Annotated in this window: 15 protein-coding genes; 2 read left to right on the forward strand and 13 right to left on the reverse strand. The window is 42.2% G+C overall.

The window, feature by feature from the left end; all coding sequences use genetic code 11:
* Window positions 1-27 precede the first annotated feature (27 nt).
* Entirely contained in the window at window positions 28-1,272 is a 1,245-nt protein-coding gene (locus Q1A18_RS08195; RefSeq protein WP_299578460.1) for a helix-turn-helix domain-containing protein, read from the forward strand.
* A 44-nt stretch (window positions 1,273-1,316) separates the two neighbouring features.
* On the opposite strand, the gene Q1A18_RS08200 is transcribed toward Q1A18_RS08195, so the two are convergent.
* From Q1A18_RS08200 to Q1A18_RS08215, 4 genes are all read right to left on the reverse strand, one after another.
* Window positions 1,317-2,033 carry a pirin family protein gene (locus Q1A18_RS08200; protein ID WP_299578461.1) on the reverse strand — a complete coding sequence of 239 codons (717 nt, stop codon included), beginning with the start codon at window positions 2,031-2,033 and terminating at the stop codon, window positions 1,317-1,319.
* Window positions 2,034-2,052: 19 nt separating this feature from the next.
* Window positions 2,053-2,643, reverse strand: coding sequence for a YceI family protein (locus tag Q1A18_RS08205; protein ID WP_299578462.1), 591 nt, complete (start codon window positions 2,641-2,643; stop codon window positions 2,053-2,055).
* Window positions 2,644-2,724: 81 nt separating this feature from the next.
* On the reverse strand, window positions 2,725-3,597 hold the full coding sequence (locus Q1A18_RS08210) for a helix-turn-helix domain-containing protein (protein WP_299578463.1): 873 nt from the start codon (window positions 3,595-3,597) through the stop codon (window positions 2,725-2,727).
* A gap of 6 nt (window positions 3,598-3,603) precedes the next feature.
* Window positions 3,604-4,020 carry an OsmC family protein gene (locus tag Q1A18_RS08215; protein WP_299578464.1) on the reverse strand — a complete coding sequence of 139 codons (417 nt, stop codon included), beginning with the start codon at window positions 4,018-4,020 and terminating at the stop codon, window positions 3,604-3,606.
* 154 nt (window positions 4,021-4,174) lie between these two features.
* Here Q1A18_RS08215 and Q1A18_RS08220 point away from each other — a divergent pair, with 154 nt between their 5' ends.
* Window positions 4,175-4,876: a Crp/Fnr family transcriptional regulator gene (locus Q1A18_RS08220; protein WP_299578465.1), complete on the forward strand. Its 702-nt coding sequence runs from the start codon at window positions 4,175-4,177 to the stop codon at window positions 4,874-4,876.
* Window positions 4,877-5,004: 128 nt separating this feature from the next.
* Here the strand turns inward: Q1A18_RS08220 and Q1A18_RS08225 are convergent, their stop codons facing one another.
* The 9 genes from Q1A18_RS08225 to Q1A18_RS08265 all read right to left on the reverse strand — a co-directional run bounded on the left by Q1A18_RS08225 (window position 5,005) and on the right by Q1A18_RS08265 (window position 14,326).
* On the reverse strand, window positions 5,005-6,189 hold the full coding sequence (locus Q1A18_RS08225; RefSeq protein WP_299578466.1) for a peptidoglycan DD-metalloendopeptidase family protein: 1,185 nt from the start codon (window positions 6,187-6,189) through the stop codon (window positions 5,005-5,007).
* Window positions 6,190-6,202: 13 nt separating this feature from the next.
* Window positions 6,203-7,078, reverse strand: coding sequence for a DUF4292 domain-containing protein (locus Q1A18_RS08230; protein ID WP_299578467.1), 876 nt, complete (start codon window positions 7,076-7,078; stop codon window positions 6,203-6,205).
* Complete coding sequence (locus tag Q1A18_RS08235; protein WP_299578468.1) at window positions 7,075-8,835, reverse strand: tetratricopeptide repeat protein; 1,761 nt, start codon at window positions 8,833-8,835, stop codon at window positions 7,075-7,077. Before Q1A18_RS08235 ends, Q1A18_RS08230 begins: the two co-directional genes overlap by 4 nt.
* Before the next feature lie 8 nt (window positions 8,836-8,843).
* A complete protein-coding gene (gene dut, locus Q1A18_RS08240; RefSeq protein ID WP_299578469.1) occupies window positions 8,844-9,278 on the reverse strand; it encodes a dUTP diphosphatase in 435 nt (144 codons plus the stop codon).
* Between the two features lie 82 nt (window positions 9,279-9,360).
* Window positions 9,361-10,491 (reverse strand): radical SAM family heme chaperone HemW, encoded by a 1,131-nt coding sequence (gene hemW, locus Q1A18_RS08245; RefSeq protein WP_299578470.1) that lies wholly within the window; start codon window positions 10,489-10,491, stop codon window positions 9,361-9,363.
* 52 nt (window positions 10,492-10,543) lie between these two features.
* Complete coding sequence (locus Q1A18_RS08250; RefSeq protein ID WP_299578471.1) at window positions 10,544-10,990, reverse strand: Rrf2 family transcriptional regulator; 447 nt, start codon at window positions 10,988-10,990, stop codon at window positions 10,544-10,546.
* 3 nt (window positions 10,991-10,993) lie between these two features.
* A complete protein-coding gene (locus Q1A18_RS08255; RefSeq protein WP_299578472.1) occupies window positions 10,994-12,364 on the reverse strand; it encodes a lactate utilization protein B in 1,371 nt (456 codons plus the stop codon).
* A gap of 2 nt (window positions 12,365-12,366) precedes the next feature.
* Window positions 12,367-12,807 carry a ribose 5-phosphate isomerase B gene (gene rpiB / locus Q1A18_RS08260; RefSeq protein WP_299578473.1) on the reverse strand — a complete coding sequence of 147 codons (441 nt, stop codon included), beginning with the start codon at window positions 12,805-12,807 and terminating at the stop codon, window positions 12,367-12,369.
* 52 nt (window positions 12,808-12,859) lie between these two features.
* Window positions 12,860-14,326 carry a polysaccharide biosynthesis C-terminal domain-containing protein gene (locus Q1A18_RS08265; RefSeq protein WP_299578474.1) on the reverse strand — a complete coding sequence of 489 codons (1,467 nt, stop codon included), beginning with the start codon at window positions 14,324-14,326 and terminating at the stop codon, window positions 12,860-12,862.
* Between the last annotated feature and the right edge of the window lie 91 nt (window positions 14,327-14,417).

The raw sequence follows: 14,417 nt of genomic DNA on the forward strand, positions 1-14,417 counted from the left end.
GCTTCTTGCTACTTTTGAAAAAGATACGTGATTAAAGCCGTAAAGTCAACGTTAAAAATCAATTTTACAACACTGTCTATCAACGCTTTGCAAAATGATCATTCCCATATCAAACGCTCCCTCAGCCGCCTGATTGAAAGCCATACTTTTTCCAAGTCGCCGGTTAACCGCGAGCTGTTGAAATATCTGGTAAGCTGCTCTTTAAAAGGGGAAAAGCCCAAAGAGTTTCAGATTGCCGCCGATGTGTTTGGTAAAAAATATGATCCGGATAAAGAAGTCAACGTGCGGGTCTACATGCATAACCTTCGGAAAAAACTGGAGGAATATTATGCTCAGGAAGGGCAAGAAGATGAGTTGATCTTTGAACTTCCCAAAGGACAATATGCCATTCATTTCAACCACTCGCCCATTAAATCGCTGAAGCGAAAAGTGTACCGGTTTTCACCTTGGCTGGCTGCCTCCAGCTTGTTGCTTCTGATTGGTATTCTGCTCTTCCAGCTGGTTATTTCCAGCAACCCGGTGACCATTGATTTCTGGAAAGCGTTTTTCGCTGGTGGTCATCCCACCAAGCTGATTTTAGGAGATCATTATTTCTACCGTGGCCCCATTCCTTCAAGCGACAAAGGAAGTATCCGGGACAGCAGGATTAACTCTGACCAGGATTTTGATGCTTTCCTTCAAAGCCACCCCGAATTGGTTGGACACATGGAAAAAACCAACCTGACCTACATCAACAACCAAGCTCCAATTGGCTTATTCTACCTCATGCAGGTGTTTGGCGGAGGTCATTTCAGTTTAAAAATGGACTATTCATCTCGAATTAAAATTGATGATTTTCGCGATCAAAATCTGCTGTTTGTCGGCTCATTTAAAACCTTGCATGAATTGAAAAGTACCGTTGAGAAACTCGGCTTAACTTATCGAATAGAAGAAACCATGTTGGAATATCACACTGCAGATACCACCCTTCATTTTGATAACCGGTCAACCGATTACCTAAACTATGAGCATGCTGTGGTGGCTCAATTTGAATTACCGGATAAACGCCAGGTTCTTTTTTTCCTGTGCGACAATGACATTGGCAACATGGCCTTGCTCAAATACTTTACCGATCCTTTAAAAATGAAGCCATTCAACAAGCAGCTGAAAGCGCTTAAATCATCCAATTTTAAGGCTGTTTTTGAAGTCAAGGGCGAAGACCGGACCGACTTTAATATTCGCCTGATTCGCATGGATGCCCTGCCGTCAAATATGGCTGAAATTTGGCCTTAAAAAACCTGAATGAATCATCATCCAGGTTTCTTTCTCCTTCATTGCTAAATTGCCATTGGGACTTCCATCAACAGCAATTGACTCTCTTTTTCAATTTGAATTGGCAGCTTCCCGTCCAGTTCGGTTAAGCCCACTGCATCGCGCCGGGAAAGCACGTGACCGGCTACTTCAATTTCGCCTTCAATAACCATGAGGAAAACACCGTTTTCAGGGTTTTTCGGCTGATAATTGATTAATTGTCCAGCCTCGAAATTTCCGCGAAACAACCAAGCATCCTGGTGAATCCACATGGAATCATTTGCCCCATCCGGAGAAATAATCAGCTGCCAGTTATTTTGTAAATCCGCTGGATCAAAATAGGCCTGATCATAGCGTGGTGTCACATTTTTCTTATTCGGAAACAGCCAAATTTGAAAAAAACGAACCGGCTCTTCCGAAGATGGGTTAAATTCAGAATGTGTAACGCCTGAACCGGCTGACATCACCTGAACTTCACCCTTTTTAATGATGGATCCTGTGCCCATGCTGTCTTTATGTTCCAGCTGGCCATCCAGCACGATGGAAATGATTTCCATATTGTCATGAGGATGCGTTCCAAAGCCCATTTTAGGCTCCACATAATCATCGTTCAACACGCGCAAGGCCCCAAAATTTAAGCGCGACGGGCAATAGTAATTGGCAAAGCTAAACGTGTGCCGGCTTTTGAGCCAGCCATGATCAGCTGTCCCCCTGCTTTCTGATCTGTAAAGAACAATAGCCATTGTTCCCTCCTTCCTTCCTTTATTTTTTTGCTACAACAACGAAATCAAGAGTGAAATCGTCGTAAATCATTTTATCGCCCAAGTTGTCGAAAAACGACTTGGAACCATACCTAACGTCATAGTCTGAGCGATCAATTACCAACTTTCCTTCCAAAGTAACACCGCCACTTTGAGTGGTTGATGTGGCCTGAAAACTAACTGGTTTGGTAGTTCCCTTAATCGTCAAATCGCCGGTAAATGTATAGCTGTTGCCCGATTTTTTAACTTCGGTGAGTACCAGGCTGGCTATAGGATGGGTTTCCACGGAAAAGAAATCATCTGATTTCAGGTGTCCAACCAGTTTCTGGTTGTATTCCTCATTTGTCAGGTCTTCGTTTTTAATCGATTGCATGTCAATAACAACCGTACCACCTTTAACTTCGCCATCAATCACTTCTAACGAACCTTCTTTTATATCAATCGAACCATAATGTTCACCGGTTACTTTCTTGCCATTCCAGCTTACGGTGCTGTTGGAAGCATCTACTACATAATTCCCTGCAAAAACTGCTGAACTTACCAATATAGCCAAACTTAAAACGGCCCATTTTTTCAATTTAAGTGTTTTCATAACTGTTTCATTTTTGAGTGTTAATATTCAGCTACAAAAATAAAGGACCTTTAGGTCTGAATAAATGGACAAAAATCGGATTTACTGGTACTTTTTTCTACTCCTATCCCTAAAATCCTTGATTGTTAAGCCTGTATACTTCTTAAAGAAGCGGCTAAAGTAGGATGGGTCTTCAAATCCCAGGGTGTAGGCAATTTCCTTTCCGCTCATATCCGTGGCAAACAATTTTTGTTTAGCTTCATCAATAATGCGGTTTCGAATCATTTCTCCGGCAGTAATCCCCGACGATTTTTTAGCAACCTCGCTCAAACAAGTCGGACTGAGTTGAAGCATATCGGCATAAGCGGACACACTCTTTTCGCGGGTATAGTTTTCTTCAATCAGCTTTTTAAACCGGATAATGGTCAAGCTGTCCGATTCCTCCTCACTAATTGGTTGGTATTGGGTTTCAAAAATCCGAATGGAGTGCAACAAGAACAGATGCAACAAGTTCAAGACAACATCCTGGCTATGTTTATCCGGCTGCTGCACTTCATCCATCATGGCTTTCACCAACAGGTTGAGCTGCACCTTGGTGTCGCCTTCCACTTTTATCAAGGTCTTGAATTCAGGGTTGTTAAACAAGTCGTACTCTTTTATCGGGGTGTACTCCTTCCGGTTATAACGCAAAAATTCTTCGTTAAAAAGAATGGAATAGCCGGTTGCAATCTGATCCAAAACCATACGGTGTTTCAGGCCTGGCGGCACAAAAAGTAAGGTGTCTTTTTCAATGACGTATTCCACAAAGTCAGTGGCATGCACTGCCTGTCCGCTCTGAATCCAGAAAATGGAGTAAAAATTATGCAGGTGAGGCAGTTGATTTTGCCTTCGCTCCTCTTCCTTCAAATCGCAGATTGGCAGAATTCTAAAAATCCGCTCTTCGTGCTCGTCAGTAAAAAGATTTGTTCGGTTCATTCTGCTTTAATCAATCACCCTGATTTCGCTGGTTAATTTCATGGCATCCTTATAAACAGCGCTTACGCCGCAGTATTTTTCTTCGGACAGATTCACCGCCTTTTGCAACTTTGCAAGCGGCAAATCCTTTCCTTTAAACTGGTAAATCACCTTCATTTCAACGTATTTCTTGGGATGCTCTTCGCTCACATCGCCTTCAACAATCACATGGAAAGCTTCCGGTACCACTTTCATCTTTTTCAGAATGGAAATTACATCCAGACCAGTGCAACCAGCCAAGGCCGTTAGCATCAATTTTTTGGGGCGAAAGCCCAAGTTGTTTCCGCCACTTTCAACCCCGGCATCAATGATTAGTGGGTGTCCGTCTTGTTCCGTTTCAAAAGCCATATTTTCTTTCCAGGCGAGGTCAACAATGTGTTTCATAACAATTTCAGTTTTAACAATTAACTCGTTATACTTACCCTGAAAATTCAGGTATTAAAATATATAACTAAATAGTTTTACAAATATAAATGTTCATTGTATATTTAAAATCGATTATCAACATTATTCATCCAATATTAACAAATAACGGTTCATGAGAAGTTCAACTAACAGACCTACAGAAGAAGAATGCGAACTTTCAGGCTTTCAATTATTTAAAAAATTAACCGAACAGGAATTTGCTCAGCTTAATTATGAGAAGACGTGTTCGTTATTCAAAAAGGGAAGTATCATTTATCGGGAAGGAAGCCGTTTAACCGGGTTCTATTGTGTTACCAAGGGCATTGTCAAGATTTTGAAAACCGGAATTGATGGCAAGGAACAGATCATCCGTTTTGCCAAAAAAGGGGAGATCATCGCTTACCGTTCACTTTTAAGTGAGGAGTCGGCCTGCACCACCGCCAAGGTAATCGAAGAGGCTGTTTTATGCCATATTCCCTACCAAACCCTACAGTTTCTCATTCAAAGCAACTGGCAATTTTCACATCATATGCTTCAAATTGTTTGCAAGGAATTACGCGAAGCCAATGATTACATTACCGATATTGCTCAAAAAACCGTTCGCGAACGGTTGGCTGAAGTATTGCTTTTGCTGAAAGAGGCTTTTGACTTGGACAATTCGAACACCCTGCAAATTTCGCTAACACGGGAAGAACTGGCCAACATTGTAGGAACAGCCACGGAAAGTGTCATTCGCTTGCTGTCTGAGTTCAAACAAGACAAGCTGATTGACTTACAGGGAAGAAAGATTAAGCTGCTTGATATTAAAGCCTTGAGTCGGGTGGCTAATCTGTAAGCAGGTCAAATTGGAACCTTATAAAATGTATTCTTCAAGGTCTATTTTGAGGGCACTTGTTTTCGATTGAAAACCGCCTTCAAATCATATAAAGGATGGGATCACAGGTTGATTCCATCTTCTTTTTTTTAGCGGCTAATCCAATGTTCCGGATTTAATTTTTGATTTTCGCGCCATACCTGAAATTTCAGCACCGTTTTATTTCCTTCCGAAGAATCGGTGAAAACAGCTCCGATGGTTTGCTTCGTTTTAACTTGTTGTCCGGCAGTTACAAAAACTTCTTTCAAATTGGAATAAACACTTAAAAAGCTTCCGTGCCGAATGATAACGGCCATGTTCCCACCCGAAATGGCAAACACCCGGCTAACCTCGCCATTGAACACGGAACGAGCCTGCGCTCCCTCATCGGTACTGATGTCAATGCCATTGCTTTTTATCTGGATGTTTTTCAAAACAGCATGAGCATGGACGCCAAAACGTTCGGTTATCACACCGCGTTCAACCGGCCAAGGCATACGTCCCTTATTTTCCTCAAAACTAGCTGCTAACAGTTTTTGTTCCGGGGTCATTTCAAAAGAGCCCTTTTCGCGTGCCTTGCGGGCTTCTTCGGCTAACAGACGTTCAATTTCCTGATTCAGTTTTTCCTGTTCTTTCTGCTGGTCGCGCAGTTTTTTACGAAGAGTTCGCTGTTTTTGTTGAAGACTTTGTACTTGCTGGTTTTGTTGCTTTTTCTCACTTAACAACTGTTGCGTTTCCTCATTTTTACTGGCCAGCAACTGGGCTTTCTGCGCCTTTTGTTCCTGCAGTTCCGCAACTTTTTCCTCCAGCAAACTGCTTATGGCCTGAATCACTTCAGCCTGAGATTTCCGGTATTGGGCATAGCGCCTGAGGTAGAGCATGCGCTTGTAAGCCTGGTTTAAGTTTTCTGAAGACAAAAGAAAAATCAGCATGTCGTAGCTGTTCTTGTTCTTCATGGCAAAACGAATCATCGCAGCATATTCCTTTTTCAACTGCTCCAAATCGCCGTTGAGCATGGATGAAACAGCCGTATTTTCATCAATGTAGCCATCCAGAAACGAAATTTCATCATTGATATTCTGAATCAGCTGGTTTCGGTTTTGAATTTGAGAGTTCAGCAATTGCAACTTGCCAAGGCTGGCTTTTTCATTCTGCCGGGCTTTTTCCAGTAAACTCGAAGTATATTTAATCACCTGTGACGTATTGACCTTTTTAGCGCGCAAATCCGTCAATGATTGTCCCAAAAGGGACAAAGAGACAAGAAAGAACACAAAGCTCAACAGAAGGCTTCTCATTGCTTAAATAGGGCTAGTTCATCCGGCTATACTTATCCGGAATGTTAAAATTAAACGATTGGTCTTTTTCGGTGGAAAATTTACTCAGTTTAATCTGCATCGACAAATCTTTTTCCGCATTCTCAAACCGAATGTCAATATCACCGGGATAAAGCTGGCGACCTACCGACACAAATTCTGAAAAATCAACCGTTACTTTACGTTCGTTAGACTGATCATCCAGAATAATTTTCCGGATTTTAAAGGTTTGCGGATCAATATACAGGCGTTGCACAATAAAATCTTCACCGTTCATCTTTTTGAGGTACCGGTCAATTTTATCGTCTTTTCCCTTACGCTCTATTTTATTCAGTTTTCGGTTTTTAACCGATTGCAGAACGTACATTCCCGAATCCGTGTAAGAAACGAACTCTTTGAAATCACTGCTTTTCGGACCTTCGTAATACGAAAAAGCTTCGTTGCTAATGATGGATTGAACCACCTGAAAGGACAGATCCATGTGAACGAGATTGCTTAAAAAGTGATAATTTTCTTCCAGGTACTCCTTTTTCAGGTAATTCACCATTTTCACACTGTCCGGTGTTAAATGCAGGCGCGCCAGCGGAATGTTGATTTTACTGATGGTAAGCAGGATTTGCTTATCTTTTTCCGATTTCAGGTTAGCCCGAAAGGAGGCCTTCTCATCAGGTCCTTCAAACTGACAAATAATGCGTTTAATAGCCAGCATATCATAGTCAAAGGCTTTTTCCTGAACTTTCTTAATTAGGCGGTTGGTGCTAATGGGCCGAACGCTTTCGGTGGTCACCATTTTACTGGTTTTGCAGGAAGAAAAACCCAGCAACACAACAAGTATCAGGTAGATATACGGGCGGTAAAAACGTGTTTTCAAGGGATCTTATTTTCAATAAATCGTGATTCTTTAATTTTCTGTTCCAACACTTCGGTGCCTTCGCCAAGCGCATGCGCTTTTTTCCAATTTTCAAGTGCTTTGTCGGTTTCACCAAGCTTGTAAAGAATGTCGCCGTAATGTTCAAGCAAAACGGAATTTTCAGCGCCACCATTGCTTATGGCCGATTCAATGTAGAACTTAGCCAGTTGGTAATTTTCGCGCTGGAACAGCACCCAGGCATAGGTGTCCAGGTAGGTTGGATTTTCCGGATTAGCCTGCACCACCCTTCCACTTAAACGCTCGGCTTTTTCAAGCTCCTGACCGCGTAAGGACAGGTAATACGCATAGTTGTTGATGGCCATGTAATTATTCGGATCCAGTTTAATCACCTCATCAAACGCTTTGAAGGCTTCCTTCACCCGGCCAAGGTTGTAGTTGGCCTCTGCTTTATAAAGTTCAAACTGAACTTTCAATGCCTGGTTATCCAGCACATAGGTTTCTCCTTCTTCAACCACGGCAATCACTTCTTCGTACTTTTTTAGCTGTAATGCCCCAACAGCATGAAGCGCATAAAGCACGGCCTGATTGGGGAACAATTCAATGGCTTCTTTGCTGTTGGTGTACAAGCTTTCAAAATCCATTAAATCATTATCCATAAACAACAGCTGTTGCCAGATCACGAAGTTTTCCTTGTCCGTTTCCAGGTATTGTTTCAAATAATTGCGGGCTTCTTCTATTTTATTTTGCCGCATCAAATGTTCGGCATAAATGGTATACATCCGGTTGTCATCCGGATGGGTTTTGTGCAGAATATCCAACAACTCATCAATTTGCTCATTGCTCCAATCCGAATTTTCGGCGTTGGACGTTTGCAGCATGTAATACTGAATTTTACTTTCAGCATCGAGGTCGGCGTTGGCAAACGCCATTTTGATGTGATCAAACGCCTTTTCCTTATTGCCTTGCTCAATGTAGTAGTTGGCCAATGAAAAATGAACAAAGCCATTTTCCGGGTCAATATCCAGTATTTTGTTGAAATAATTGAGGGCTTGCACCGAGTCGCCCAACTGCTGATAAAGCTCCGCCATCAGCCCGTAGTATTGAGGTTCTTCAGGGTTGGACTCAATCAGACGGTTGATTTCTTCAACAGCTTTGTCGGGTTGCTCCAACGACACGTAAATTTGTTGCTTGGCAACCGATATTTGTTCGTTTAAACCCGTCTTTTTCTCCAGCTCTTCGTAGGCTGTCAGCGCTTCCGAATAATTTTCGGCCATGCTCAACAGCACCGCCTTATAATACCGATATTCCAGGTTTTCCGGTTCCAGGGTACTCAATTCGGTGTACAAGCCAGCTGCTTCGTTAAACTGCTGACGCTGGCGATAGATTTCGGCCAACATCAGTTTGTACCATTTATTTTCAGAATTGATACTGATGGCCTTTTCCAGCAGGAGTGAGGCGCTGGTCAGGTCTTTGTTGGCGTAATGAATACTTGCCATTTCGTACATGGCCACCGAGGAATTCGGGTCGATTTCCAAACAGCGGGAAAAGATGGAAACAGCATTTTGAATATTGCCTAATTTCTTTTGCTTAAGCCCTTCAATAAACAAGTACTCAAATTCATTGCGCTGATCATCAGATAACTGATCGCCTTTTTCGACTTCCACAACAGGTTCTGCCACCAATTGTTTCTGTGCCGTTGAACAGGACGTAAAAATCAGGGCGAATACTAAAAGATATGTCAGTCTTTTCAAGGTCATTTTTTGTATTAATTTTTGCCTGTGTGTCCAAAGCCACCAGCTCCGCGCTCAGTTTCTTCCAAAATCTGAACAGGTTGCCAGCTCACTGTTTCGTGTTTGGCAATCACCATCTGGCAGATTCGTTCTCCATGATTGATAACAAATTCTTCGTTGGATAAGTTAACCAAAATCACTTTAATTTCACCACGATAATCCGCATCAATTGTTCCTGGCGTATTTAAAACCGTAATTCCTTTTTTGATTGCCAAGCCACTTCGCGGCCGGATTTGTGCTTCATGACCAGCTGGTAATTCGATAAACAAACCCGTTGGAACCAAAGTGCGTTCCAGTGGTTTTAAAACAATGGGTTGTTCCAGGTCAGCACGTAAGTCCATTCCTGCAGATAAGGCCGTGCTGTATGCCGGCAGTTCATTCTTCGATTGGTTAACAATTTTCACTTCCATAGCTTGCATTTTTTCAGTCTGCAAAGATAGATAAATATTGCAAGTCTGCGCCTTATGATCACGCAATTAACAAAATTTAAACCTATTCAATGTAGAACAATTCTTCCATGATTTTGTCCGAAATAAACAAGCCTTCAACGGACAATTTGTAGACTTTATTTTCGCAACTAAGGTGTTTGCTGGCGACATATTTTTCAGCTTCTTTTTGAAAATGCTGAACATATTTAGCTGCAAAATTCTGCGTTAAATACTCCGTTGAAATGCCCCATTTGGTTCGCAACGAGGTAATCATGTAGTCGTTATACTGGTCCTGCTCCGACAAGATTTCCGTTTCCCAGTAAGGTAACTTTTGTTCCATTGCCTGCAGGTACTTTCGTAAACTGGAAACATTCCATCGTCTGGATTGATGATCAAACGAATGCGCTGAGGGGCCAAATCCGAGGTACTTTTTCCGTTCCCAATAGGCCTTATTGTGCCGCGAATAAGCGGCATTGCGGGCAAAATTTGAAATTTCGTATTGCTCAAAACCGGCTTCTTCCAACCGGCTCAACAAGTGCTTAAACTGCTCTAAGCTTAATTCATCGGGCAATTCCTTGATTTTTCCCTTTTTCAGATAATCGTAAAAAACCGTGCCTTCGTGGTAAGTAAGGTGGTAAGCCGAAATGTGCTGAACATTCAGCGCCAGGGCCTGATCAATGTTGGCTTCCCAGTCAGCCAGCGTTTGATTTGGCAACCCGTAGATTAAGTCGATGCTGATGTTTTGAAAGCCGGCTTCCTGTGCCGCACGGATGGATGTTAAAGCTTGCCGGCTGTTATGCCGGCGATTCATGCTTTTTAAGTCGTGATCGTTGAAGGACTGGGTACCGATACTCAGTCGGTTGATGATCGTTGTTTTTAGCCCTTCTAAAAAGGCTTCTGATAAATCGTCAGGATTAGCTTCCAGCGTAATTTCCACATCTTCGGCCAGCTGATAGTGTTCACCCACCAGGGTCAGGATGTCGTTGATTTCTTCAATTTTCAATACCGAAGGCGTGCCTCCTCCAAAATAAATACTGGCAATTGCTTCGTTTTGAAGCTCGTTCTTGCGCTCGGCTATTTCTTGTTTCAGCGCGCCTAAAAAATCGGTTTTTGCCCCAAAGTCGGTGGATTTATAAAAATCGCAATAGTGACACTTGGTCTTACAAAATGGAATGTGAATATAAATTCCGGCCATGATTCGATCCTCCTCTTTTCGTGCTCCGACGGCCTGCCGGAATGAATATGGTTTACATTTTAATCAGGTCTTCGTGCCCGGCCATGTCTTCGATGATGGTTGCCAACGTTGTTTCGGAATAAAAGGTTGAAAGTTTCTGACGAACTTCTGAAAAGCTTTTATGCACCGGACAAGGTTGTCCACTCTCGTGATGGGTAGAACATGGTTCCATGCTGATCAGGCAATTTTTAAAGAAATCTTCCCCATCAATAATCGTCACAATATCGTAAAGTGAAATTTCTTCGGCTGCCTTGCCTAAGCCAAAACCGCCATTGGGTCCTTTGGTGGAAACCAAAATTTTTTGCTTGACCAGGTTTTGAAGAATTTTACCAAGAAAGGGAGTGGGAATATCCAAATCGCTTGAAATTTTCTTGATACCGATTTTGGTTCCATCACCATCGCTGAATTTACCGAGATAGATTAAAGCCCTAATGGCATATTTACATGTATTTGAAAGCATAATTTAGTGTTTATTTTTCCATTGTTGACTAAATGATTCCTTAGCAAATGTTGGCAGGGATTTTTGATCGCCCAAGGCATTTTGTTGCAGTTTACCCAATTGATTTTTGGTTTTTCCATTGAGCAAATCCAAACGTTTCCGCTTCATAAAAGCAAATTCAAACGCTTTCATTCCCATGTTCCACAAGGCAGGCGTATCGCCGCGCTCAACAGCATCGCGCCGGTTGTACAACAACATGTTGTGCAGCGGAATTTTTACCGGGCACACTTCACTACATTTTCCACACACGGAGCATGCCGAACTCAAGTGATTATACTCTGAAAAGCCTTTTAGGAAAGGGGTAATGACAGAACCAATAGGGCCGCTGTAAGTGGCATCGTAAGTGTAGCCTCCTACATTTTTATAAATCGGGCAGGCGTTTAAGCAAGCACCACAACGAATGCATTTCAGTGCTTCAAACTGATCATCCTTTTGGTACAACTCACTCCGCTTATTGTCCAGTAAAATCACATACATTTTCTCCGGCCCATCGGTCTCGCCCGCTTGTTTTGGTCCGGAAACAATGGAGTTGTAAACCGTAACCTGCTGTCCGGTACCATGAGCTGCCAGCAGGGGCCACATTAAGCCCAAATCCTGCAATCGTGGAATCACTTTTTCAATTCCGCCTATAACAATGTGAATTTTCGGAAAAGAGAAAGTCATCATGGCATTCCCTTCATTTTCGGTCAAGGCAATGGCACCTTTATCGGCAATCAAAAAGTTAGCACCAGTAACTCCAACTTCGGCCTGGGTAAACTTTTCGCGAAGCAAACCCCGCACAAAGCTGGTTAAATATTCGGGTGTACTTTTTTCCGGCGTGTCGAATTTCTCATGAAAAAGCTCAGCAATATCTTCTTTCGATTTATGCATAGCCGGCGTAACAATGTGGTAAGGTTTTTCACCTGCTATTTGTACAATGTATTCACCCAAATCGGTTTCAAGCGACTCCACACCAACCGCTTCAACATGATGATTGAGCTCAATTTCTTCGGTGGTCATCGACTTACTTTTGACCAACAAACTAGCCTTATTCTCTTTCAATATTTGCTGAACAGCCTGAATGGCTTCGTGCGCATCTTCGGCCCAAATGACCTCGGCGCCGTTCGCCTGGCTGTTTTTTTCAAATTCCAGCAGGTAATCCGCTAATTGACCAATAGCTTCGCCTTTGATATATGATGCACGCGCTTTGGCCAAAGCCAGATCAGAATAACGTTTTCGTCCCCGATCCACCGCTGCGTCATATTTCGAAATATTGAATTTAATGGTAGCCCGATGTCGTTTATCGGGCGCAATTTTCGCAGATTCCTCCAGAAATTGTTTTTTCTCGTGTGACATAACTAGCTTAAAGGCATTTTATTGATTCGTCGCACATGACGGCCCCCTTCAAAATCCGTTGAAAGAAACGTTTTTACAATTTGAAGGGCTTCTTCATCATTGATAAAACGAGCAGGCAGGGCACAAACATTCGCATCGTTGTGCAAACGGGCCAGTTCTGCAATCTCAGGAGTCCAGCAAATGGCTGAGCGAATTTGCTGATGTTTATTGGCTGTCATGTTAATTCCGTTGCCACTTCCACAAAGCGAAATTCCCAACTCAAAATCTCCATCTTCTACCGCTTTTGCCATGGGGTGAGCCCAATCCGGATAGTCGGAACTCTCATCGGAATATGCGCCAAAATCTTTAAATTCGATCCCTTGTTCTTTCAAAAAATTCATAATCACCTGTTTCTTTTCAAATCCAGCGTGATCTGAAGCCAATGCAATCTTCATCTTATTCATTTTCACTAAAAATAATCAAAAATAATACTTAAAAGTATTTATTCGGAGTTTCTTACTTAAGAAACCGATAAATTTCTTTTCGCTCTAATAAAAAAGCTAACAATAAAAACAAACTAATCAGCAAGGTATGAATGAGGTACATCCACACCGAGGGGGTGAGGTTTAACAAACTTGCCGCAAAGTAAATAAGCAAAGCAGCAGCAAAGTAAAGGCCAATGCGTTTTAAGGGGTAGTTGACCGGAAAATACTTTTGACCGAAGCTGTAGGAAAGTACCACCATGGCCACAAAGGAAATCAGCATGGCCCAAGCTGAGGCCATATATCCAAATTGTGGGATGAAAAGGATATTCAGGATTAAGCTGATTCCGGCACCGGCCAGTGAAAAGTAAGCGCCATAGCGGGTTTTATCGGTCAGTTTATACCAAAGTGAAAGGGTGTAGTAAATGCCTAAAAAGAGGTTCGCCATTAAAATGATGGGAACGACATTTAAACCCGAGTGGTATTTGGCATCCACAATTAGTTTCACCAAATCGATGTATAAACAGATGCCCAAAAAGATGCTTAAGCCAAAAAGCACAAAATACTTCATGATAATGGCATAACCGCGCTTGTTATCTTCTGACTTAACCTGGGAAAAGAAAAAAGGCTCAAACGCATAACGAAACGCCTGAATAAACATGTTTAGAATGACAGCGAGTTTAACATTGGCGCCATAAATTCCCAGCTGCGACATTGGCTCCTGACTTTCGGGTAACAGTTTTGGAAGTAATATTTTGTCGATATGTTGAGTCATTATTCCACCAACTCCAACAATCAGAATGGGGAAGGAGTACCACACCATTTCCTTCAGCAACCGTCTATCAAGTTGCAGTTTGACTATCATTTCCGGTACCAGCAAAATCAGGCTGATAACCGAGGCAATCAGGTTTGAAATGAAAACATAGCCTACGCCCAGTTCCGGGGAATAAATCAACTTCACCCAACTTTCAGGATTATTTTTTAGCAAAGACGGACAAATGCTGAAGAAGAAAATATTCAGAAATATGATGATAAAAATGTTGACGAACTTCAGCACGGCGAATTTCACGGCTTTTGATTCAATCCGTAATTTGGCAAACGGAATGGCCGTAAGGGTGTCCAACACCACAATCAAGGCTACCCATTGAATGTATTCCGGATGATCGGGGTAATCAATCCAGGCGGCAATGTCTTTTGAAAAGGCCAACACCACCAACAAAAAGCCCATGGATGTTCCAAACAAGGAAATTAAAGCACTTGAATAAGCGCGTTCTTTATTTTCGGCCTGCGAAGCGAACCGGAAAAAACCAGTTTCCATGCCATAGCTTAAAAAAACCAACAGAAAAGCCATGTAGGAATACAGGTTGGTCACTACGCCGTATTCAGACGTCAGAAATATAAAGGAATAGTAAGGTACCAGCCACCAGTTGATAAAGCGTCCAACAATACTGCTCATACCATAAATGGCTGTTTCTCCGGCTAACTTTTTAAATGAATTCAATGCGTCAAAATTTTGTCAAAGATAGGGATTCAAGCTGTTTTTTTTCAGGCAAAAAGATTTTGTTTGATTCCGGATCTTTTAAGTTTGTGTA

The organism is uncultured Sunxiuqinia sp. (genome assembly GCF_947495665.1).
Lineage (GTDB): Bacteria > Bacteroidota > Bacteroidia > Bacteroidales > Prolixibacteraceae > Sunxiuqinia > Sunxiuqinia rutila.